Genomic DNA, 21,161 nt, shown 5'->3' with positions numbered 1-21,161 from the left:
AGTAGATTTATTTTACAAACAATACATATAAATTTATTGTTTACTTTTCACATTAAATATAACAAACATTATTAAACTATAACCTATAGGAATGATAAACCAAAAATAACTAGGAGAGAACAACTCAGGATTCTTTATTAACTTCCAAGTTAATATAATTAAAATAAATGTACTTAAAAGTATAAAACTATTTATTAATGTAGGATGTCTAAAATACCATTTTTCAGATTTATGGCCACTATTTAAAGTTTTTCCTGTTAGCTTAGCAATTCCATTCATTAGCATGAATAACAACAATATTACACCCATAAATCCAACGCATGCTATCAATAATGAATCTTCAAGAGAAAATTTCTTATTTTGAAAAATAGCAGTAAAAGTTTGAATACCCCCGAACGCAGTCATTAAAATTGCAGCAAATATACCTAGTATCGATATATATTGAGTTGTAATATTATCATATGTTCTCTTTACTTTTTTTAATTTTTTAGAGGATTTATCTATTTCTCCACTGACTTCACTTAGCCTTTTTTCTAATTTAGTAATTTCGAATTTTTGCTTTTCATAAAGACCCTCTTTTTGCGAAATTGCTAATTTTAAATGTTCTATTATTTTATAACAAATTATTATCTTTTCTTTATTAACCCTAATTTGATCCTCGTTTATTTCATCCTCTTCCATTGTAAAAGGTGTTATTTCATCTTTTTTTCTAATTTTATTTTTCCTGTACTTTTTAATAAGATATAATTCAAATCTTTTTTCAATTATATTCGCAAAATTAGTTTCATTAATCTGTTTATCATTTAATGATTCTTCAGACATATCGTTTTTAAATATTATTTCTGTTAACGCTGAATAAGGTATTAATTGTGGTTTCATACCATCACAATTTTCTATGAACGAATCGAAGTTAAAAGTGTGTTCTTCTTTATTATCATATTCTACCGGATCATCAACATATTTTTTGTATTCTCTTTTGAATAATTCAGCTATCTCTGAACTGTTTTTGCTGTAATTCAAAAACCAATCTTTTTTGATATCACTTAGTAAAATTCTTTCCTCATTATCAAGCATGGAAAGTTTCCTCTAAGTCTTCAAAATTATATTCAGGTTTCAATCCATTTTTGATTTTCCCTTCATTTTTTGCCCAATGACTATGGGTATGGCTCATATCAACTAATGTAAACGGGTTTATTTTTATAAGTTTATCTATCATATTATTCATTTTTTCATCATTTAAATCAGGAGATTTTTCTCCTTCATTTTGTATAGGAGTACTTTTATAATCCTTAAATTTTTCATATAACTCTGGAACTACTGGGCCGTATAACCAAGCTTCCATTTTACTATCATTAAATTGTGTCCTTGCGTAGTCAAGAAATATTTCTTCTCGAATCATATAACCAATGGTGAAATACAATACTTTTTGCAACTGTAAATTAGTTATAGGGCTATCTATTTCACGTGCTCTATATAAAATATGATTAGCAATTTCTTTCATTTTTTATTCCCCCTTTTATTCATTCTCTAAAGGTTAAACACTTCTTACTATTATATACCCTTTCCTTTTCTTTTTATAGCTTAACTTTATAATGTTTTAAAACTACAAATAACACTCATTATAATAATGAGTGTTCGGAACTGCTACCAAAGCATCTGAAATTTTAGGTAAAGCAATTGCACTTGCTAGAAGATATAAAATAAATAGCCCTCAGTGACATGTTTAAGGGCTAGAGTGAGCCTAAAGCTCTTAATACGTATATTATACTATAAAATTGAGTTTGTGGCTTAAAAATACCTACTATCAACTTCATCTATTATAGGAAATAAAACCTTTTTAATTTGTACAATTTATATTATTAATTTCTCCTTATTTATTCTTTAACAATCTTAACGAATTTAAAATAACTAATATTGCTGCACCTGTATCACTTAATACTGCTAACCAAAGCGTTAGTAGTCCAGGGAACACTAAGATAAAGGCAATCATTTTAATAATAATAGAGAAATATATATTTTGTTTAATTATACTCTTAGATTTTTTACTTATAGAGATAGTGTTTGTTAGTTGATTTATATTATCTGACATTAATACTACATCTGCTGTTTCCATTGCAGTATCTGATCCAATCCCACCCATCGCAATACCTACTTCACTTTGTGCTAAGGCAGGGGCATCATTAATACCATCGCCAATCATACCTACACGATAACCTTTGCTTTGTAAATCTTTGATTGCAGCTAATTTATCTTCAGGCATTAATTCAGCATAAACTTCTTTAATACCTGAAAGTTGTGCAATTTTATCAGCGGTTCCTTTATTATCTCCTGTAAGCATTACAGTATTTTTAATATTACTATCATTTAAGCGTCGTAATATTTGATTGATATTTGAACGTAATGGATCTGCTACAGTAATCAAACCATGAATCATGTTTGAAGACGCGATAATGATAACAGAATAGCCTTCTTGCTCATATGATTTTATCTCATCTTTATAACTTACAATATTTTTATTGATTGATTCAATTAATTTTAAATTTCCAGCATAGAAATACTTTTCTTTAATCTTGCCTTTAATTCCTTGACTAACTATATTTTCAAAATCAGTAACATCGTATGTTATGGAATTAAATTGAGATACATAAGCGATAATTGCATTACTAATAGGGTGTGTTGAGTATGATTCTAAGCTCATAACAATATTTAACAATGTTTCTTCATTGCTCTCAAATGTTTTAATTGCTGAAACTTTTGGACGTCCTTCAGTCAAAGTACCTGTTTTATCAAAAGCTAAAGCTGTTAACGTACCTAAAGTTTCCAAATGGTTTCCTCCTTTGATAAGGACTCCATTTTTGGCTGCACTTCCAATCGCAGTAACAATAGCTACAGGCGTTGAAATGACTAGTGCACATGGACATGCTATAACAAGTAATTCAAGGCCTTTATAAAACCATTCTCCCCAAGTTCCTAAAGAAAAAATAGGAGGTATCACCATCACTAATAATGCTAAAATGAATACAATTGGTGTATAAATTTCAGAAAATCGATCAATAAAAGCTTGGGTGGGCGCTTTATTTTCTTGCGCTTCTTCAACCATATGAATGATTTTAGATAGTGTTGTATCTTCTACTAATTTTGAAACACGTATTTTTAAAGTACCATTTTCATTGATAGATCCCGCATAAGTTTCTTCATTTACTGTTTTGTCTACAGGAATAGATTCACCAGTTATAGGTGCTTGATTTAAACTTGAATATCCCTCTATAATCGTGCCATCTAATGGTATTCGGTCGCCTGGTTTTACAAGTAAAACTTCTCCAACACGAATGTCCTTTAAACTTTTTGAAATTATACCCACTTCTGTAATAACATTTGCTTTTGCTGGTGTAATATTCATTAATGATTGTATAGAATTTCTTGTCTTATCTATAGAAATAGTTTGTAATAAAGTTCCGATAGTAAACAGTAAAACTACTATTGCGCCTTCAAACAACTCACCAATTAATATAGCACCAATGACAGCTACTGACATTAAAACATTCATATCCAAACTCTTAGATTTAATAGCATAATAGGCACTTTTTAGGGGTTTTATACCACTGACTATAATAGCTATGATATACATCAAATTAGTTACCACAATAGGCAGTGACATTATAGATGAAACAATACCAAAGATAAGAAATAGTGTTGAAATAATAGGTTTACTAAACAAATGCCACTTTGTATTATTATATTTATTACTGGATTGTAATGTAGCAGAATAACCGATTTTAGAAACTTCTTTTTCAATATTTTTAGTTTGCGAGCCTTCAAAATCAATCTGCATTTTTCCAGTTGAAAAACTGACTTGCACGTCATTAACATATGATAAATTGTTCAAATGTTTTTCAATACTTTTAGCGCAACTACCACAATCCATACCTTCTATTAAAAATGTTGTATAGTTTTGATTACTATCATTTTCTTCGATATCATAACCCAATTTTTTTAGTGTTTGTGTTACTTGATTAATACTAGTTTGAGATTTTAGGTCAACGCTTAATTTACTTGTAGAAAAATTAACTTTAGGATTAGTCACATCGTCTAAAGTGCTTAATGCTTTTTCAATAGTTATAGCACATGAACTACAATCCATACCAGTTACTTTAAAATTATAATTTGAAAATGAGGTGGCAACTTCATCTTCTTCCTCAGAACTATTGTTATTAGCATTGCATGAAATGTTATGAGTTGAATCGATGCCTTCACTGTTATTTGTATAGCATTCGTCATTTTGATTTGCTACTTTAGGTTCATTACCACAACACTTGTTATCATTAACTGTGTCACTTGTGCAACAAATATTGGGTTCAACTTTATTATTACAGCAATTATTACTCATTTAAGTCATCTTCTTTCGTTATATAGTATGATTTTGGCAACTTTCAATATCATCTTCAGTATCTTCAACTACAAAATCAATAAGTTTAAGTAATTCTAAAATTTGGTTGTTCTTTATTTGATAATAAACATATTTACCTTCTTGTCTAGAATTAACTAAGCCACACCCTTTTAGACAAGACAAATGTTGAGAAATACTAGATTGACTGATTTGTGATTGTTTAACGATTTCATTAACCGTCATTTCTTTCGATTTAAGTAACTCTAATATAGTTAAACGTACTTTATTAGAAAGCCCATGTATAAAATGTGCTTTTAATTCTATGTCATTCATTTATTCCACCTCATATTATTTATATCTAATACGATAACATATTAACATTTAATAATATGTTTTACAATAATACTTCTCTTCAATGGTTTAGATAATAGACTTTATAATTCAATTTTTTGATTTAGTAACTTTTATAAGTAGACAAACCTACTCACTAACCTACACTAGGTGGTATAATAGATTTAGTTGTCATATAGACGATTCTTTTCGTTTATATTTTTAATTTATATACACGTTCATCCGACTTATGATGCAGTCGGAGGTTTTTTTAGCGAATTAATCATGTCTATGATTTAACGTAGGGCGTATCATAGGATATTTTTTATGATTTATTAAAATGTTATTACCCTTATACCGAACATTCACTAACTTTTATATATGATATAATATAATTACAAAATATATAAAACCATATTTTTGATGAAATACTATTGCTTTGGTTATAATTCGGTTTAAATGATTGTCTAGGTGTTTATCATTCCTAACTCTCACTTTCTATTATCAAAAAGAAGTCCGTACAATTAAGTAAAGAGCTTCTTTTTTTTTGCTTTAAATAAGTATATTTTTGCTTTCTCAATTCTTCAAGCACTTCTTCAGATTTAATGTTTTTTTAAAAGATATGGTAATTCTTAATCAAGATAATATTAAGAAAATAAGAAAGTACGCTTATTATTTACTAGCACACAATTGGGAAGTTTATCAATTAATATTTTGGAATAAAATTTTGAAAATATTGGCTTGGTTAAACAAAGAAAAAGAACTAGATAATTTTTTTAATACTAACGCAAAGAAAAATGATAAAGAAAAATGATAAAGAAAAAGGGCCAAAATAATGGTTCTTTTTTATACTCAAAATATCGACTTTCTCGCACCTTGCCTTTTTTCTGCCCTTTTTCGATATAAATAAATACAAAAACAACCCTTTAACTAGCATTGTTAAAGGGTTTTACTTATGAATGATACTATTCTTTACGATTTCGTGAATTTTCTTCACTAAATCCATTTGGATATCTTTTTTGTAATTTTTCAATATTACTCTGCCCTATTTCATCCATTTCAATATTGAGTGCTGTAGCACAACACGATATGTACCACATAACATCGCCTAATTCTTTTTTCAGCGCTGTCTTATCTAATTCATGACCATGGAATACATGTTTTTTGATTACATCTGCTACTTCGCCCGCTTCACCTGTTAATCCTAATGCACCATTAATTAAACTTTGAGTCGGGTCCTTATGAATATTTGACATTGTTCTTTTTGATAATTTTTGGTATTCATTTAGTTCCATTTCAATTACCTCTTTTTAATATGATTTTTCAATAGTTGTATTACTGCCTGTGTTCCGTTATCATCGTATCCTGCTTCGCTTAAAGCATCATAAACTTCTTTTGCTTTTAGCAAACCTGGCATATATAATCCCATCTTCTCACTTTCTTCAATTGCTAATTTCATATCTTTAATAAAGTGCTTTACGTAAAAGCCTGGTGCATAATCTTCTTTTACCATTCTAGGCCCAAGATTAGATAAAGACCAACTTCCTGCTGCTCCATGTTCAATGGAATTAAATACTTTATCAATATCTAATCCTGCTTCTTCAGCATAAATAATTGCTTCTGCTACTCCTAACATACCTGCAGCAATAGCTATTTGATTTGATAATTTCGTATGTTGACCATTTCCGCTTTTACCTTGATATACTACATTTTTACCTAGCAAATTAAATATATCTTCCACTTGATTATAGGCTTCTTGATCTCCACCTACCATAATCGTCAACGCAGCATTTTTTGCGCCAACATCTCCACCAGAAACTGGCGCATCTAAACTTTTAATATTTCGTTCTTTTGCTTTTTCATAAATGTCGTGAGCTAAAGCAGGACTTGATGTCGTCATATCAATCACAATACTATTTGCTTTGGCATGATTTAAAATACCATCTTGACTTAAATAAATTGACTCAACATCTTTTGGATATCCTACTATAGATATTATAATGTCACTTTTTTCAGAAAGCGTAGCTATCGAGTCACACCAAGTTGCGCCTTTTTCAACTAAATCATCTGCTTTAGACTTAGTTCTGTTATATACATTCACTTCATAACCTTTATCAATTAAATGGCCAGCCATTGATTTTCCCATGACGCCTGTACCTACGAACCCAATTGTTTTACTACTCATAAATCTTCCTCCTTAATAACTTCCTCATATTTGTATTATACCGATTTGTTAGAAAAATCAAAAATTTTTAAAATTAAATAGGTCGATATTTCGTTGTATTGATTATTTGTAAATATTGTTTAACTCATATTAATAACGATGTTAAAAAATTTAAAACAATTTAAAATTAATTGGGTTTTATTCAAAATCATTGTGGTATTTAAAGAATATTGATACATAAGTGTCAATCTCATTATCAAAATAAAGGAGTGTATTTTATGAAGAAATTTTTAATATTACTTTTATCTTCTTTTCTATTTTTAGCTGCATGCGGTAATGGCAGCGATAGTAAAGAAGATTCATCATCTGAAAAAGAGTCTTCAAGTTCAAAATCTGATGATAGCTCTAAATCAAGTGACAAAAAAGATTCTGAGAAAGACTCTAGTAAAGATTCAGCAAGTGGCTCTGAAGATAAGAGTTCTGATAATAAAGCTAACAGTAGCGATAAAGATTCCTCTGATGATAGCTCTTCTACATCTTCTGATTCTAATTCAGATGACTCTAATACAGAAGATTCTAATTCATCATCTAATAGCGCTGAAAACTCAGGTTCAAACACATCTGGAGATAGTTCAACTTCTACTGAATCAAATAATAGTGATAACTCAGCTTCTAACAGTGAAGCAAATCAGAACGCTACAAACGAAAATAGTTCAGCACAATCGAACGATAATCAACAGCAAGCTGATGAAAGTAATTCTATGAATAACAACAACTTAAATAATAACGAAACTGTATCAGCTTTAGGTGCAGAACAAGCTCAGCAAATATATAATGAGTCTGGTGTAAACCCATACCTTAATTCTATCAATGCTGAATGGAGACAAGAATATAACGGCGGTCTAACTAATCCTGAAAAAGCTTCATTAAATGCTTTAGAAAAAGGTACTTATAATGGACCTGAGCAACCTGAATTATTCTATAATGCATTAGTAGAAATTCAACAACAATATGCACAATAAGAATTTTAAAAAAGCGTTAAGTCATCTAAATGACTTAACGCTTTTTTAGTAAAATATATAATTTAATTCAACATGTACTGCTTAATTTGTTCTATAAAATAGTCTTTCATTTCATTAATAATCCAATCATCAGGTATGCCATCTACTGTTGTACGCCAGTTAGTATGCATTTCTAATGAACGATGAGGGCACTCAGTTTCACTAAATTCTAAATGTAATCTCACTGTATCTCTATTGGGCATTAAATTATAATCAGTCATATCTGCTGCTATGACTCTGAATGTTTCTTGCTCATTTAATAAAAATTCTTCATCTGAACTCGAAAGTGATTCCAGTACCTCGTAACCTATATATTGTTCGTTACCTACTTCGTTTGCTGTATGCCAAGCAATATTTTCTGTATCAATTGCTTGCCATTGGTAATTACGATCAATGTAATAATGAGCAATACCTTGAATATATCTATCTTCCGGGGCGTTTTTTAATACTTCTCGCCATTCATTAGCATTTAATTCACTCGCATCATTATGAACAACAACACCTAATAATGGTTTTTCTCTTTTATCCATAGAATAATTGATATAATCATTTTGTGAGGCCATTTATATTCTCCCCTTTTTATTTCTTTTTATCATTTTAACATATAAAAGTATAAAACTTGAAACTGTATATCTTATCTCATACATGGTATGGTAATAAAAAATATTTCAGGAGGCATTACTCATATGACACAACATTTTCATAAGGGAATATTGTTTTATCATAAAGCTTCTGGCCAAGGCGATGTACACCAAGAGCTTGGTCAAATAACAGAAAACTTAACAAAATTCTGTGATGATTTAACAATTAAATTAAGTAAAGAAGAAGGAGATATTAAATCATTTTGCAAAGAAATAAGTAACAATAATTATGCTACACCTTATGATGTGTTATTTATTTTAGGCGGAGATGGTACTTTAAATGAACTTGTAAATGGTGTAGTTGAAAATAACATTCAACTACCTATAGGTGTACTTCCAGGCGGTACATTTAATGATTTCACTAAGACATTAAACTTATCACAAAAACCTATGCAAGCTTCTGAAGACTTATTGAACAGTCAAATTAAATCCTTTGATGTTCTAAGTGTAAACGGCGTGTATGCTCTAAACTTTACAGGTATTGGACTTATGGTTCAAAATGCTGAAAATGTACAATCTAACCAAAAAGAACTATTAGGTAAATTTAGCTATGTATTTTCAACATTAAAAACTGTTTCTAATCCGCAAATATATGATTATCATCTAATAGCTGATGAAAAAGAATATAGCGGTGAAACATCTATGATATTAATTGCTAACGGCCAACACGTAGGCGGCAATAGAATTCCATTAGAAGACTTATCTCCAAACGATGGCAATATGAACATATTCGTTTTTGAAAATCATAATTTTAGTATTATAAATGATTTCTTCAAAGTAAAAGATAGTATGAATTGGAATGAAATTAGCGACAGTATTACACACATATCGTGTAAAGACGCGTATCTCAAAACAGATCCAGATGCTAGGTTAGATATCGATGGAGAAATTCAATATAATACACCCATTGAAGTCAAAGTATTAAAAGAACGTGTTAAATTGCTTTATTTGGATATGGAAGAATAAACAACATATAAATAAAAACAGCAAAATTCTTATATAAGAATTTTGCTGTTTTTATTTTACAGGACTATTAAGCCCTATTCTATTTTATTATGCGTATATATTACCATGTTCATCAGACGGTCTCAATAATGCGAGAACTGCGCTTATAAACGCGATGATATGAGGAATTCCCGTCCAACAGAATGCTAAGTGTAATAATCCTACAACTGGTTTTTGTGCGTAAAATTTATGAACGCCAAAGTTTCCTAATAAGATTGCTAAAGCAATATAAATCCATTTATTAACTAACATTGTACCCCTCCTTTAACTACACTTATTATTATAAAGTATTCTATTTATCAATACCCAATTTATACCTAACAAAATCTCTTATCATGTGACAATTTTGTTAGATTAAATAAAAAAGAATAACCCTTATAAGGCTATTCTTTACAAAATCACCAAGAGTGTTATCTTCTCTATTGGTAATGAATATTAAATTTAGTTACCTAAATATTGATTAAATTCACGAATAAATTGAGATCTACTATCATTAGATTGATATTTCAATCCGCCTAACATAATAGACTGACTACTAACTGTGATAAAATCATAATCAATTGAATGTTTTAAAAATATATTTTGAGCTTCTTCTTCATTGTATTTGTTCTCTAAATCTTCAAATACTAATATTTTTTTATCGAAAAACATAATTGCCTCCAAAAAAACTTAATATATAAATACTACAAAATATCTAAGCCCTATACTAGAGGCAAATCATGTAAATTATCACTTTTAAATACAAATAGTTATTTTTTTAGTAGAATGAAATATCAAATTTTGATGTTTTTAAATGTTTTTGATTTATTTTGATTGTTATTAAATAAATATTATTTTTTTATAAATTCATCTTCTAAATGTGCCATCATTTTTCTAGCTTTTTCTAAACCTGGAGACTCTTTTTCCACTTCTGTTTGTTTAAGTTCGACAATATTTAAGTCAATTTCATCTTTAAGTTTCGTCCATATTTTTTGGTATACTTGATCATCCATGAAAATTACCTCCTATAAATATCTTTCATATATTACTTTACCCTTTTGGTACCAACTCAATCATAGTATATTAGCAATATTTAATTTATGATACAATAATCGTTAATTAGAAAAGGAGTGAACTTTGATGGAATTTAGCACGGCAATAAAAAAAGGTTTAAAAGCCAATAAAAATGTATATATTATGACTGTTCATAATAATTTATTTAAAGTTGAAGAATTACTTAAAGATGGGTTTCAACATATTTTACTCGAAACACCAGATTATGTTATTAATGTAGCTAAAGAACATATTATATATGTACAGACTGATAAATAAATTAACACGAGTTTAATAATATATCATTTTATGCTAGGACTTTTTTTAAAGTTCTAGCATATTTTTCTATAAAATCGATATTTCACTTTACAAACAAGAACATACGTTCGTATAATGTAAGTATTAACTATTCTAAGGAGTGTTCTGAAATGGATAAATACTTACATTTAATCGTTAATCGTTTTGAATCTTATATCACGTTTTTAGACCATTTTGAATCAACTAATGAAGCGGCTACCTTTATAAATGAATCTTTCATATATAATGAAATGAACAGAGTAGATCATTTATTAAAACATAACAAGAATTTAATAAACAACAAACGATGCGATTATGAATTATATTTTGTTGAATTATTCCATATTTATCACAATACAAAGTCATCACAACATCAATTCGAGACAATGTTATTTAGTTTAAAAAATGCCATTAAAGCTTTAAAAGAAACTTCTCATCATCATTTACAAAATCAATTATAGTTATCTTACTTAAAGATCATTAATATACCAAATACGATTAATAATATATAAACGTATTTAATAAAAGATTTTGGATCTATTCTTTTGCTAATCATATTACCGAATAGCAACGTTAGTACGAGTAGAGGAATAACAATAATGAGCAAATACCATAATGATGGTGACCAAAATCCAGAAACACCATGACTCGTAACAATAAAGCATCCAGTTATAAAAAAGTGTACTTGAGAAATCTTTTTAAGATCAAATATATCCCACTTTTTCAAAGTACCATAAATAACGATTGGCACACCATGACTATTATAAGCGCTACCTAAAAGACCCGCTATAGTACCAGCAATATAATCAAATTGATTTGGTATTTTTTTATTCATTTGATAAACCTTTACAAATTGATTAATGAGATTAACTAGACCATATACTAATATAAAGATACCTAAGCACTTTACTATGACAGCTTCATCAGTCCATTTAACAATAAAAATTCCAATCGGTGCACCTATAATAGAACCAATTAGCAACCTTTTAATAATCGACCAATCAATGTCTTTTCGACTTTTAATAAACACAGGAAAAGCAACAAGAATGCCAATTATTGCGACTATAGATACAGATAACTTAAAATCAATATTCAATAATGAAAGTAATGGCATCGTCACTAGCGCTTCACCAAAACCAAATATATTTCTTACTAAAGCACCTAACAAAATAGCAATTACTACTAGAATTAATAATGAAATATCCATAAGTTCCCCTTTAAATGTAACTTCAAAATACAAAAATGAGAGAGAGTCTGAGACAATTAATTATGTCACAGACTCTTTAAAATAGTTATATCTATTATACCATTTCTAACACTTATATATAATTCATTATAATTAACATTCGAGTTATTTTAACATCAGTTGATAAAACACTAATGTTAACCATTTATCAAATTTAAACCCAACATTACTTAACGTACCAACATGATTGAACCCTTTCTTCTTATGTAACGCTACACTACCTTCATTACTATCATCGATGCCAGCTACCATCGTTTTATATCCTGCTTCAGTAGCATGCGAAATAACTTTATCTAATAAAGCTGATGCAATACCTAACCTCTTATAACGTGGGTCAACATAAATAGAATGTTCAACAGTATATTGATATGCAGGCCAATTACGAAAAGGACCATAAGTAGCAAAACCAACAACACGATTATCCCTTTCAAAAACAATTACCGGCAAACTAGCGTTTCTTTTATTCTCGAACCAAACTTTACGTTCATCCAAATCCGTTTCATCATATGTATAAACAGTTGTAGTATTTACAATAGCATCATTATAAATATCTAAAATATAAACTAAATCATTTTCAGTAGCATATCTAATCATATCTTGACCTCCTCTAAAACTTATTAAATTATACCAATTAAAAAGCATAAGTAAAATTTCTGTTAAAAAATATAACATATATAACAATACTTAGTTTATATTCACTAACTTGAATATTTATTGTAGATTGATATCATTAATTTGAGGTGGTAAAAATGAGATTTGAAGATAAAAAAGAACTAGAATTCACCGTTTTAGGCTTCGATATTAAGATTGATACTTTCTACAAATTACTTTATCAAATTAACGATATAATATTAGCAATGTTCTTTATCGTTGGTAGTTTTTTATTTTTTAAAGAGTCTACAACATTTGCTGGCACTGTTTTATTTGTAATTGGTAGTATTCAAATGCTTATAAGACCATTAATCGCTATTACACGAGATATTCATATTAGTAAGGTAAAAAAAGATATTACAAAATAGATAAAACTGAGTCTGGGATATAAGTATCCTAGACTCAGTTTGTTATTTCTTAATTCTACCATTTTTTTCTTATGTTTATAGCTATTATATCAACTCCTAAACGATATTTCACTTTAGATTTTTCTTGTGAAGATATACGAAAGTACTTTTAAGAGTGTGTTTACTTGGTATTAATGAAGTAGTAAATCCAATAAGAAGTACTCTACTTGGGTTATTGTCTTAGTAAATCCAATAAGAAGTACTCTACTTGGTATTAATGAAGTAGTAAATCCAATAAAACTGCATCTACTTGGATTAATGAAGTAGTAAATCCAACAAAAGGTGCTCTACTTGGATTATTGTCTTAGTAAATCCAATAAGAAGTACTCTACTTGGATTAATGTCTTAGTAAATCCAACAAAAGGTGCTCTACTTGGATTAATGAGATAGTTAATCCAATAAAAAGGCTCTACTTGGATTATTGTCTTAGTAAATCCAATAAGAAGTACTCTACTTGGATTAATGAGATAGTTAATCCAATAATGTAGTGAACCCTAAAAGTTGGACTTTTTTATACTATATCAACTCTTGCATTTTTGATTAATCCATCCAAAAAGAGCTAAGGATTTACATCCCTAGCTCTTCTCTTAATATTAATATTGCTTAATATATTGTTCTCTTTCCCATTCTGATACTTGGGTTCTGTAGTAATCCCATTCTAATGATTTAGATTGGATAAATTGTCTGTAAATGTGATTACCTAATGCTGATTTTACTACATCGTTTTCTTTCATTGCTTTAACTGCTGTATAAAGTGTTGATGGTAAGTCTTGTACGCCCACCGCTTCTCTTTCTTCTCTATTCATTTCATAGATGTTTTGGTCTACTGATTCTGGTGGTGTTAGTTTGTGTTTAATACCGTCTAGTCCTGCTTCTAAGATTGTAGCTAATGCTAAGTATGGGTTAGCTGCTGGGTCTACTGAACGGATTTCGACACGTGTTGACACGCCTCTTGATACTGGTATTCTAACTAGTGGTGAACGGTTCTGTCCACTCCATGCGATATAACATGGTGCTTCGTAACCTGGTACTAGTCGCTTATATGAGTTAACTAATGGATTACATACTGCTGTGAATCCTCTTGCATTTTTCAAGATACCTGCAATAAAGTGGAATGCATTATCTGTAAGTTGCATGTCGCCATCTGGATCGAAGAACGCATTTTCTTTACCATTGAATAATGATACGTTAAAGTGCATTCCGCTTCCGTTTACACCGAATAATGGTTTTGGCATAAATGTTGCGTGTAAATTATGTTTACGTGCGATAGTTTTAACAACGAGTTTGAATGTTTGAATGTTATCACATGCTGTAATTGCGTCAGCATATTTAAAGTCTATTTCATGTTGGCCTGGTGCCACTTCATGGTGACTTGCTTCGATATCAAAGCCCATATCCTCTAATTCTAGTACGATATCACGACGACAGTTCTCACCTAAGTCTGTTGGTGCTAAGTCGAAGTATCCACCATTATCATTTAATTCTAATGTTGGTTCACCTTTTTCGTCTAGTTTAAATAAGAAGAATTCTGGTTCTGGTCCTAAGTTGAAATCTGTAAATCCTAATTCTTGCATTTCTTTTAAGACACGTTTCAAGTTAGTACGTGGGTCACCTGGGAATGGAGTACCGTCTGGACTATAAATGTCACAGATTAATCGTGCTACTTTACCTTTACCTGCAGTCCATGGGAAAATCACCCAAGTGTTCAGGTCAGGACATAGATACATATCCGATTCTTCAATTCGCACGAATCCTTCAATTGAAGAACCGTCAAACATCATTTCATTGTTTAAAACTTTTTCTAATTGTGCAATTGGTACCTCTACATTTTTAATTGTTCCTAAAATGTCTGTAAATTGTAACCTTAAATAACGTACGTTTTCTTCGTCTGCAAAGCGAAAAATATCCTCTTTCGTAAATGTTTGCTTAGCCATGTGTTGATCCTCCAGTATTTTATTTAAAAAATCTTGATAAATCTCCACGGTTGAGTGGACCTTCTGTCTTCGAGGTACCTCTAATTACCCGCTCTCTCATACGTAGTTCTTCATCTGAAAGGTCATTTTTTTCTTCTAGTAGAATTTGTTTAATCCCTTTCATATTGAATCCCTTTTCGATGAGATTTTTAATTTCAAGTAATCTCTCTAAGTCATTTAATGAAAACAACCTCTGATTACCGTCAGTTCTTGTCGGTGTAACCAGCTCATTACTTTCATAATATCTGATTTGTCTTGCTGTAAGTTCTGTTAATTTGATGACTACACCTATTGGAAACACGGCCATGTTTCTTCTAATTAAATCTCTTGACAGCACGACCGCCTCCTTCTACTAAGAACTTAAAATAAATTTAGCACATAAATTTTCAGAAAACAATTATGTGTGAGGAAACCTCACACATAATTATAACATAACTAATTCTTTTTTCATTAATGTTTCCACTGCTCTAATTATCGCGATTTTAACGTGTTCATATGTTAATCCGCCTTGAATATAAGCTTCATATGGTGCTCTAATCGGGCCATCAGCTGTTAATTCAATTGAAGAACCTTGTACAAAAGTTCCTGCTGCCATAATGACATCATCTTCATAGCCCGGCATATAGCTAGGCATCGGGCTGAAATGTGCATTGATTGGGGATGCATGTTGTATAGACTGACAAAATGCAATCATTTGTTCAGCTGTATCAAATGTTACAGATTGTATTAAATCAGTTCTTTCATCTGTGTAATGTGGTGTTGTCTTCATATTTAATTTCTCCAATAGTAAGGACGTAAACAATGCGCCTTTTAAGCTTTGACTAACTACGTGTGGCGCTAAAAAGAACCCTTGGTACATTTCAGGTAAACTACCTAATGAAGCCCCCGCTTCTTTACCGATACCAGGAGCTGTTAATCTATATGCACAACGCTCTATTAAATCTTGCTTACCTGAAATATATCCACCTATTTTAGATAATCCACCGCCTGGGTTTTTGATTAAAGAACCAGCAATTAAATCTGCGCCTACTTCTATAGGCTCTTTATCCTCTACGAATTCACCATAACAGTTATCTACGAAAATAATAATTTCTGGATAAACTTCTTTTATTCTCGTAATAGTATATTCTATTTGCTTTATTGTTAATGAAGGTCTAGAACTATAGCCTTTAGATCGTTGTATTGCTATTACTTTTGTTTTATCATTTATTTTGTTTAATACAGCTTCAATATCAATATTATTATCCTTTAAAGGAACTTCATTGTATTGAATACCTTGTTCAATAAAACTCCCGATACCATTTCCATTAACGCCGATTACTTCTAATAAAGTGTCATAAGGTGTACCTGTTATATACAGTAATTCTTCACCGTGTTTTAATTGACTATTTAATGCTATTGTTATCGCATGTGTTCCTGAAATAATTTGTGGTCTTACTAAACTATCTTCTGCTCGAAAGACTTCTGTATATACTTCTTCTAAATGATCTCGTCCCATATCATCATAACCATATCCTGTAGTACCGACTAAATCTGCTTCTGATATTTTCACTTTATGGAAAGCATCCAATACGCGTTCTTGAGCAATTAATGCATTATGCTCAATTTCATCAAAATATGGTCTTAATGTTGTTTCTACTTCTTTTACTAATGATTGTAATTTTTCTTCCATTTCTTTACCTCTTATTTTTGTTTATATCCTGTTATTTTATACATTTCATTTGTTTCATCAAACTCTAACGTTTCTACTAGTGTATGTGTTTTTTGCCAATACAATTGGTCAGCATTAGACGCATCTAATTCCATCTCATAATATTCCATTGTATTTTTAATCATCTCTACTAGCTTGTCTTTGAATACAACTTGATCTTGTTTATCTCTTGCTGACACAAATATAGAATTCTCGGAGACAGGTTGATTGATGCTATCTACTTTATCTTTTTTATTGAACACAACTAACATTGGAATGTGATTCATATCTAATTGTTTCACAAGTTTCATAACAGTTTCATACTGTTCCATATAATGTGGATGACTAGCATCTACAACATGTATTAATAGTTGTGCATATTTTGCTTCTTCTAATGTTGATTTAAATGCTGCTATAAGTGTCGTGGGCAATTTTTGAATAAACCCAACCGTATCAGATAATATAATATTAAATCCTTCGTTTATTGAAACAGCTCTTGATTTAGGGTCTAACGTTGCGAATAATAAATCTTGTTCAAATGTTTCATCTTGTGATAACTGATTAAACCATGAAGATTTACCAGCGTTAGTATAACCTATTAACGCAACTTGATAAGCTTGGTTATGTTGTCTTCTTTCCCTATATCTTGAACGGTGAGATACAATCGTTTCTAGTTGATGTTTAATTTCGTTCATGCGCGTTCTAATGTGTCTTCTATCAGTTTCCAGTTTAGTTTCACCAGGACCTCTTGTACCAATTCCGCCACCTAAACGTGATAGACTTTTACCATGGCCAGACAGTCTAGGCAGTAAATAATCTAATTGTGCAAGTTCGACTTGTAACTGCCCTTCTCTACTAGAAGCACGTTGCGCAAATATTTCTAAAATTAATTGTGTTCTATCTATAATTTTAGTATCAAACAACTCATCTAATTGTTTCGACTGTGCAGTTGTTAACTCATCGTTAGCAATAATAGCATTTACTTTTACATCGTTTAAATCGATATATTCAATCACTTCTTCTATTTTACCTTTACCAAAGTAATATTGTTGATCTGGTCTATCTCTTTTTTGAGTAAATACTTCAATCACTTCTAATTGACTTGTTTTAGCTAAAGATTTTAGTTCTTCAACTGTTGATTGAAACGTATCTTCATCTACCTGTTTATCATGGAAAGCTAATAATATTACTTTCTCCGTTTCATGATCTGTTGTTATTAAATCATTTTTCATTTTTATCACGCTCTCTTTACTTCATTTTAACATATAATTAGATATGCATATTAATATGACTTTGAATAAATCTTTACTATAATAGAGTTAAGAAAAGGAGTGATTAGAATGTCTATATATGACTTCGAGGTTGCTAAAACAAATGGAGATACTTATTCGTTATCTGAATATAAAGGTAAAGCACTATTAATTGTCAATACAGCAAGTGAATGTGGTTTCACTCCACAGTTTGAAGGACTGGAACAACTTTATCAAGATTATAAAGATAAAGACTTTGTAGTACTTGGTTTCCCTTGTAACCAATTTGGTAATCAAGAACCAGGTGATTCATATGAAGCTTATCAAAATTGTAAATTAAATTATGGTGTTACATTCCCAATGCACGAAAAGATCAAAGTAAAAGGTTCTGATCAACATCCACTTTATGACTATTTAACAAGTGCTAAAAAAGGCATTTTAAACGGCTCCATAAAATGGAACTTCACTAAGTTTTTAGTGAATAAAGATGGAGAAGTTGTTAATCGCTTCTCACCACAAAAAAGTCCAGAACAGTTAAGAAATGCTATAGAAGAAGTATTATAAAAAGAAAGAGTTCGAGACATTAATCTTTGTTTCGGACTCTTTCTATGTATTGGCAGTAGTGGACTGAATGTCTATGTTGCACGTGGATTTTGTAGTTCAAAACTTGGCTATAGCATTATCCTTATTGCCTTTTCTTGCCAAACGTGTCAATGAAGAGACTGTTATGTTGCACGTGAGCATCGTCTTGCAACATAACAGGACTTTATTTATTAAAATAAAAAAGCTAAGACAAATAAATTGTCTTAGCTTTTTTAGCCACGAGCACAAAAATTACGCATTTTCTTTATTTTCTTCTTGTGCTACGACAAAAGTAGAAATAGCATGTTTGTAGATAAGATTTTCAGTGCCTAGAATATCTAGTAATACAACATTCTCGTCAAAGCCTACAATTTTGCCTTTCATTTGGAAACCGTTTAATAAGAAGACTGTTAATTCAGTACCTTCAGATTTGAACTTCTCCAATAATACTTCTTGAATATTTTCTTTCTCTGCCATATGACTTTCCCCTTCACTTGGATAATTGGATTACGTTGTCTGCGATTTCTGATAAAGACTGTTCATCCCGTTGAAACCAAGTTACATTCATTTTATTTTTAAACCATGTCAATTGACGTTTGGCGTATCTTCTTGAATTCTGCTTGATTTGTTCTATTGCAATATCTATGTCTTTTTCTCCTTTTACAACGGGTATTAGCTCTTTGTATCCAATTGCTTGCATACTTTGTGAATGTTCATACCCCATATCAACGAGATTAGACACTTCTCTTAATAATCCTCGCTCCAACATCATGTCAACACGCATATTAATTCTTTCATATAAAGTTTCGCGCGACATGTCTATCCCAATTAATAATGTACCATATTTTCCAGAAAATGTCTGGCTTTTCTTTCTTTCACTTAATGTTTTTTTAGTCTTCAAGTAGTACTCTATGGCTCTTTCTACTCTTTGACGATTGTTTGGATGCACTGATGACGCAGTTTCTGTATCAAATTCTTTTAAATAATTGTGCAATTCAATGTTTGTATAATTCGATAATTCATCAAATTTATTATTAATTTTTTCCAATTCTTCACTTGTTATTTTTTCTTTTTCTAAATGATAATCATACAGTACTGACTGAACATATAAACCAGACCCACCTACTAATATAGGAAGTTTTCCTCTATTATGAATATCATCGATTATATTGGAAACATCTTCTTTAAACTTATACACAGAATAAGGCTCATCTGGATTGTATGCATCTACTAAATGATGTTTTATGCCTTCTTTTTCTTCTTCTGTTACTTTTGCTGTACCTATATCTAATCCTTTATAAATTTGAAATGCATCACCGTTGATAACTTCACCATTTAAAGCTTGAGCTAATCGTATACTAAGTTCAGTTTTACCAACTGCTGTTGGACCTACTATTGCGATTAACGGTTTTTTCGACATATTATTGTTCCTCTTTTTCTAATTGTTTAATTTGCGTCATCAACCAATTAAAGATGTGTTCATATACTACAAATTGGTTCGTTTCAAATAATACTTCATGTCTTTTATTTTTATATAATTGTACAGTGACATGTTTAACACCATTTCTTTTATACAGCGTAGCAAGCTTTTTAATACCTGTTCCAAAACCTCCAAAGTGATCTTCTTTACCAGAAAGCAGTAATATGGGCATATTGAGGTTTTGTTTTTTGATATAGCTTGATTTTTTGGATAATTCAGCCGATTTCACTGTTTCTAAAAAGACTCTGTGAGATACTGAATATCCAGTATAAGGATCTTCTTCGTAAATCTTTTTATTTTCTTCACTTTCGCTAATCCAGTTGTTATCTTTATTTAATTCTTTATGTTTTCTATTAGGCGTCTTAAAGGCTAAGTTATTAATAAGTTTAGATTTAGTACGATTACCTAAAAATAGATTAACAAATTTTAATCCATATAAATTTAATTTACCTTGAATATTTGAATAGACAACAGTGCCGGATAAAATTAATATATTAACATCATTCGGATAATCATGAACATATTTTCTTGCTACTAAAGATCCCATAGAGTGACCTAACAGAATATAGGGCAAGTCATTATTCAATTCAGGTTTGAAAGTATCTCTAATTTCTTTTAAATCTTCTACTAATTCTTTTAAACTATTAAAATGACCTCTAGTAGATTCTTCAATTTTTTTACCGTGGCCACGATGATTATGCCTAATAACATGAAAACCTCTTTTACAAAAATACTCTACTATGCCATCATACCTATCTTTATGTTCTGAAACACCATGTAAAATATGTAAGATACCTATTGGTTTTTCATCAGTTTTATCAATCGTCACTTCTAATGTTTGGCCAGATGATAATGTTATCATGTGATTAAATCTTCTCAAGATACGTACGCCTCCCTCAACCATTATTATAGCAAATTCTATACTGCTTAAAAATACATTGCTTTCATACATAAAAATGCACCCA

The 21,161-nt window shown here is 30.2% G+C and carries 25 protein-coding genes; 6 read left to right on the top strand and 19 right to left on the bottom strand.

Going from position 1 to position 21,161, the window contains the following annotated elements; all coding sequences use genetic code 11:
• Positions 1 to 33 precede the first annotated feature (33 nt).
• The 6 genes from ACO6VN_RS05905 to ACO6VN_RS05880 form a co-directional block, all read right to left on the bottom strand.
• The gene (locus ACO6VN_RS05905; RefSeq protein ID WP_422404376.1) at positions 34 to 1,074 is read right to left on the bottom strand and encodes a hypothetical protein; all 1,041 of its coding nucleotides are present in this window, start codon (positions 1,072 to 1,074) and stop codon (positions 34 to 36) included.
• A complete protein-coding gene (locus ACO6VN_RS05900; protein WP_422404375.1) occupies positions 1,067 to 1,501 on the bottom strand; it encodes a Panacea domain-containing protein in 435 nt (144 codons plus the stop codon). The genes ACO6VN_RS05905 and ACO6VN_RS05900 overlap by 8 nt, the downstream gene beginning before the upstream one ends.
• 369 nt (positions 1,502 to 1,870) lie before the next feature.
• Positions 1,871 to 4,387: a heavy metal translocating P-type ATPase gene (locus tag ACO6VN_RS05895; RefSeq protein ID WP_422404374.1), complete on the bottom strand. Its 2,517-nt coding sequence runs from the start codon at positions 4,385 to 4,387 to the stop codon at positions 1,871 to 1,873.
• An 18-nt stretch (positions 4,388 to 4,405) separates the two neighbouring features.
• On the bottom strand, positions 4,406 to 4,720 hold the full coding sequence (locus ACO6VN_RS05890; protein ID WP_422404373.1) for an ArsR/SmtB family transcription factor: 315 nt from the start codon (positions 4,718 to 4,720) through the stop codon (positions 4,406 to 4,408).
• Between the two features lie 962 nt (positions 4,721 to 5,682).
• On the bottom strand, positions 5,683 to 6,012 hold the full coding sequence (locus tag ACO6VN_RS05885; protein WP_016999612.1) for a nucleoside triphosphate pyrophosphohydrolase family protein: 330 nt from the start codon (positions 6,010 to 6,012) through the stop codon (positions 5,683 to 5,685).
• 5 nt (positions 6,013 to 6,017) lie between these two features.
• Entirely contained in the window at positions 6,018 to 6,902 is an 885-nt protein-coding gene (locus tag ACO6VN_RS05880) for an NAD(P)-dependent oxidoreductase (RefSeq protein ID WP_194200758.1), read from the bottom strand.
• Positions 6,903 to 7,159: 257 nt separating this feature from the next.
• On the opposite strand from ACO6VN_RS05880, the gene ACO6VN_RS05875 reads away from it, so the two are divergent.
• On the top strand, positions 7,160 to 7,903 hold the full coding sequence (locus ACO6VN_RS05875; protein WP_194200759.1) for a hypothetical protein: 744 nt from the start codon (positions 7,160 to 7,162) through the stop codon (positions 7,901 to 7,903).
• A 62-nt stretch (positions 7,904 to 7,965) separates the two neighbouring features.
• Here the strand turns inward: ACO6VN_RS05875 and ACO6VN_RS05870 are convergent, their stop codons facing one another.
• The gene (locus tag ACO6VN_RS05870) at positions 7,966 to 8,505 is read right to left on the bottom strand and encodes an N-acetylmuramoyl-L-alanine amidase (RefSeq protein ID WP_194200760.1); all 540 of its coding nucleotides are present in this window, start codon (positions 8,503 to 8,505) and stop codon (positions 7,966 to 7,968) included.
• A 123-nt stretch (positions 8,506 to 8,628) separates the two neighbouring features.
• Between ACO6VN_RS05870 and ACO6VN_RS05865 the strand changes: the two genes are divergently transcribed.
• Positions 8,629 to 9,549 (top strand): diacylglycerol/lipid kinase family protein, encoded by a 921-nt coding sequence (locus ACO6VN_RS05865; RefSeq protein ID WP_064210896.1) that lies wholly within the window; start codon positions 8,629 to 8,631, stop codon positions 9,547 to 9,549.
• Positions 9,550 to 9,636: 87 nt separating this feature from the next.
• Here ACO6VN_RS05865 and ACO6VN_RS05860 read toward each other — a convergent pair whose 3' ends face one another.
• From ACO6VN_RS05860 to ACO6VN_RS05850, 3 genes are all read right to left on the bottom strand, one after another.
• The gene (locus ACO6VN_RS05860) at positions 9,637 to 9,840 is read right to left on the bottom strand and encodes a TM2 domain-containing protein (protein WP_017001237.1); all 204 of its coding nucleotides are present in this window, start codon (positions 9,838 to 9,840) and stop codon (positions 9,637 to 9,639) included.
• Between the two features lie 189 nt (positions 9,841 to 10,029).
• A complete protein-coding gene (locus ACO6VN_RS05855) occupies positions 10,030 to 10,239 on the bottom strand; it encodes a hypothetical protein (RefSeq protein WP_017000444.1) in 210 nt (69 codons plus the stop codon).
• A 179-nt stretch (positions 10,240 to 10,418) separates the two neighbouring features.
• Positions 10,419 to 10,580, bottom strand: a complete 162-nt coding sequence (locus tag ACO6VN_RS05850; RefSeq protein WP_017000445.1) for a hypothetical protein — start codon at positions 10,578 to 10,580, stop codon at positions 10,419 to 10,421.
• Positions 10,581 to 10,707: 127 nt separating this feature from the next.
• Between ACO6VN_RS05850 and ACO6VN_RS05845 the strand changes: the two genes are divergently transcribed.
• Positions 10,708 to 10,899 carry a hypothetical protein gene (locus tag ACO6VN_RS05845; protein ID WP_194200761.1) on the top strand — a complete coding sequence of 64 codons (192 nt, stop codon included), beginning with the start codon at positions 10,708 to 10,710 and terminating at the stop codon, positions 10,897 to 10,899.
• A 149-nt stretch (positions 10,900 to 11,048) separates the two neighbouring features.
• Positions 11,049 to 11,378, top strand: a complete 330-nt coding sequence (locus ACO6VN_RS05840) for a hypothetical protein (protein WP_194200762.1) — start codon at positions 11,049 to 11,051, stop codon at positions 11,376 to 11,378.
• Between the two features lie 5 nt (positions 11,379 to 11,383).
• Here the strand turns inward: ACO6VN_RS05840 and ACO6VN_RS05835 are convergent, their stop codons facing one another.
• Together ACO6VN_RS05835 and ACO6VN_RS05830 are read right to left on the bottom strand one after the other, a co-directional pair.
• Positions 11,384 to 12,124 carry a sulfite exporter TauE/SafE family protein gene (locus ACO6VN_RS05835; RefSeq protein ID WP_194200763.1) on the bottom strand — a complete coding sequence of 247 codons (741 nt, stop codon included), beginning with the start codon at positions 12,122 to 12,124 and terminating at the stop codon, positions 11,384 to 11,386.
• A gap of 144 nt (positions 12,125 to 12,268) precedes the next feature.
• Positions 12,269 to 12,757 (bottom strand): GNAT family N-acetyltransferase, encoded by a 489-nt coding sequence (locus tag ACO6VN_RS05830; RefSeq protein ID WP_194200764.1) that lies wholly within the window; start codon positions 12,755 to 12,757, stop codon positions 12,269 to 12,271.
• Between the two features lie 155 nt (positions 12,758 to 12,912).
• Between ACO6VN_RS05830 and ACO6VN_RS05825 the strand changes: the two genes are divergently transcribed.
• Positions 12,913 to 13,182 carry a YrhK family protein gene (locus tag ACO6VN_RS05825; protein ID WP_017000453.1) on the top strand — a complete coding sequence of 90 codons (270 nt, stop codon included), beginning with the start codon at positions 12,913 to 12,915 and terminating at the stop codon, positions 13,180 to 13,182.
• A 632-nt stretch (positions 13,183 to 13,814) separates the two neighbouring features.
• On the opposite strand, the gene glnA is transcribed toward ACO6VN_RS05825, so the two are convergent.
• The 4 genes from glnA to hflX all read right to left on the bottom strand — a co-directional run bounded on the left by glnA (position 13,815) and on the right by hflX (position 18,116).
• Positions 13,815 to 15,155 (bottom strand): type I glutamate--ammonia ligase, encoded by a 1,341-nt coding sequence (gene glnA, locus ACO6VN_RS05820; protein ID WP_194200765.1) that lies wholly within the window; start codon positions 15,153 to 15,155, stop codon positions 13,815 to 13,817.
• 19 nt (positions 15,156 to 15,174) lie between these two features.
• A complete protein-coding gene (locus ACO6VN_RS05815) occupies positions 15,175 to 15,531 on the bottom strand; it encodes a MerR family transcriptional regulator (protein ID WP_017000455.1) in 357 nt (118 codons plus the stop codon).
• Between the two features lie 87 nt (positions 15,532 to 15,618).
• On the bottom strand, positions 15,619 to 16,866 hold the full coding sequence (locus ACO6VN_RS05810) for an aminotransferase class I/II-fold pyridoxal phosphate-dependent enzyme (RefSeq protein ID WP_194200766.1): 1,248 nt from the start codon (positions 16,864 to 16,866) through the stop codon (positions 15,619 to 15,621).
• 11 nt (positions 16,867 to 16,877) lie between these two features.
• Positions 16,878 to 18,116, bottom strand: a complete 1,239-nt coding sequence (gene hflX / locus ACO6VN_RS05805; RefSeq protein WP_194200767.1) for a GTPase HflX — start codon at positions 18,114 to 18,116, stop codon at positions 16,878 to 16,880.
• Between the two features lie 108 nt (positions 18,117 to 18,224).
• Here hflX and ACO6VN_RS05800 point away from each other — a divergent pair, with 108 nt between their 5' ends.
• Positions 18,225 to 18,698: a glutathione peroxidase gene (locus tag ACO6VN_RS05800; protein WP_017000458.1), complete on the top strand. Its 474-nt coding sequence runs from the start codon at positions 18,225 to 18,227 to the stop codon at positions 18,696 to 18,698.
• 270 nt (positions 18,699 to 18,968) lie between these two features.
• Here the strand turns inward: ACO6VN_RS05800 and hfq are convergent, their stop codons facing one another.
• From hfq to ACO6VN_RS05785, 3 genes are read right to left on the bottom strand one after another with little or no spacing between them, the layout of a single operon-like run.
• A complete protein-coding gene (hfq, locus tag ACO6VN_RS05795; RefSeq protein WP_194200768.1) occupies positions 18,969 to 19,193 on the bottom strand; it encodes an RNA chaperone Hfq in 225 nt (74 codons plus the stop codon).
• Between the two features lie 13 nt (positions 19,194 to 19,206).
• Positions 19,207 to 20,136 (bottom strand): tRNA (adenosine(37)-N6)-dimethylallyltransferase MiaA, encoded by a 930-nt coding sequence (miaA, locus tag ACO6VN_RS05790; protein ID WP_194200769.1) that lies wholly within the window; start codon positions 20,134 to 20,136, stop codon positions 19,207 to 19,209.
• Position 20,137: 1 nt separating this feature from the next.
• Positions 20,138 to 21,148 (bottom strand): alpha/beta fold hydrolase, encoded by a 1,011-nt coding sequence (locus ACO6VN_RS05785; RefSeq protein ID WP_194200770.1) that lies wholly within the window; start codon positions 21,146 to 21,148, stop codon positions 20,138 to 20,140.
• Positions 21,149 to 21,161: the final 13 nt, after the last annotated feature.

Source organism: Mammaliicoccus sp. JADD-157, assembly GCF_049310805.1.
Lineage (GTDB): Bacteria > Bacillota > Bacilli > Staphylococcales > Staphylococcaceae > Mammaliicoccus > Mammaliicoccus lentus.
The sequence above is the reverse complement of the archived record's forward strand: the minus strand, read 5'-3'. Positions and strand labels throughout refer to the sequence as shown.

Bases quoted from the DNA above. Each gene is read 5' to 3' on its own strand.
- ACO6VN_RS05905 (WP_422404376.1), bottom strand. From the start codon at position 1,074: ATGCTTGATAATGAGGAAAGAATTTTACTAAGTGATATCAAAAAAGAT.
- ACO6VN_RS05900 (WP_422404375.1), bottom strand. From the start codon at position 1,501: ATGAAAGAAATTGCTAATCATATTTTATATAGAGCACGTGAAATAGAT.
- ACO6VN_RS05895 (WP_422404374.1), bottom strand. From the start codon at position 4,387: ATGAGTAATAATTGCTGTAATAATAAAGTTGAACCCAATATTTGTTGC.
- ACO6VN_RS05890 (WP_422404373.1), bottom strand. From the start codon at position 4,720: ATGAATGACATAGAATTAAAAGCACATTTTATACATGGGCTTTCTAAT.
- ACO6VN_RS05885 (WP_016999612.1), bottom strand. From the start codon at position 6,012: ATGGAACTAAATGAATACCAAAAATTATCAAAAAGAACAATGTCAAAT.
- ACO6VN_RS05880 (WP_194200758.1), bottom strand. From the start codon at position 6,902: ATGAGTAGTAAAACAATTGGGTTCGTAGGTACAGGCGTCATGGGAAAA.
- ACO6VN_RS05875 (WP_194200759.1), top strand. From the start codon at position 7,160: ATGAAGAAATTTTTAATATTACTTTTATCTTCTTTTCTATTTTTAGCT.
- ACO6VN_RS05870 (WP_194200760.1), bottom strand. From the start codon at position 8,505: ATGGCCTCACAAAATGATTATATCAATTATTCTATGGATAAAAGAGAA.
- ACO6VN_RS05865 (WP_064210896.1), top strand. From the start codon at position 8,629: ATGACACAACATTTTCATAAGGGAATATTGTTTTATCATAAAGCTTCT.
- ACO6VN_RS05860 (WP_017001237.1), bottom strand. From the start codon at position 9,840: ATGTTAGTTAATAAATGGATTTATATTGCTTTAGCAATCTTATTAGGA.
- ACO6VN_RS05855 (WP_017000444.1), bottom strand. From the start codon at position 10,239: ATGTTTTTCGATAAAAAAATATTAGTATTTGAAGATTTAGAGAACAAA.
- ACO6VN_RS05850 (WP_017000445.1), bottom strand. From the start codon at position 10,580: ATGGATGATCAAGTATACCAAAAAATATGGACGAAACTTAAAGATGAA.
- ACO6VN_RS05845 (WP_194200761.1), top strand. From the start codon at position 10,708: ATGGAATTTAGCACGGCAATAAAAAAAGGTTTAAAAGCCAATAAAAAT.
- ACO6VN_RS05840 (WP_194200762.1), top strand. From the start codon at position 11,049: ATGGATAAATACTTACATTTAATCGTTAATCGTTTTGAATCTTATATC.
- ACO6VN_RS05835 (WP_194200763.1), bottom strand. From the start codon at position 12,124: ATGGATATTTCATTATTAATTCTAGTAGTAATTGCTATTTTGTTAGGT.
- ACO6VN_RS05830 (WP_194200764.1), bottom strand. From the start codon at position 12,757: ATGATTAGATATGCTACTGAAAATGATTTAGTTTATATTTTAGATATT.
- ACO6VN_RS05825 (WP_017000453.1), top strand. From the start codon at position 12,913: ATGAGATTTGAAGATAAAAAAGAACTAGAATTCACCGTTTTAGGCTTC.
- glnA (WP_194200765.1), bottom strand. From the start codon at position 15,155: ATGGCTAAGCAAACATTTACGAAAGAGGATATTTTTCGCTTTGCAGAC.
- ACO6VN_RS05810 (WP_194200766.1), bottom strand. From the start codon at position 16,866: ATGGAAGAAAAATTACAATCATTAGTAAAAGAAGTAGAAACAACATTA.
- hflX (WP_194200767.1), bottom strand. From the start codon at position 18,116: ATGAAAAATGATTTAATAACAACAGATCATGAAACGGAGAAAGTAATA.
- ACO6VN_RS05800 (WP_017000458.1), top strand. From the start codon at position 18,225: ATGTCTATATATGACTTCGAGGTTGCTAAAACAAATGGAGATACTTAT.
- hfq (WP_194200768.1), bottom strand. From the start codon at position 19,193: ATGGCAGAGAAAGAAAATATTCAAGAAGTATTATTGGAGAAGTTCAAA.
- miaA (WP_194200769.1), bottom strand. From the start codon at position 20,136: ATGTCGAAAAAACCGTTAATCGCAATAGTAGGTCCAACAGCAGTTGGT.
- ACO6VN_RS05785 (WP_194200770.1), bottom strand. From the start codon at position 21,148: ATGTATGAAAGCAATGTATTTTTAAGCAGTATAGAATTTGCTATAATA.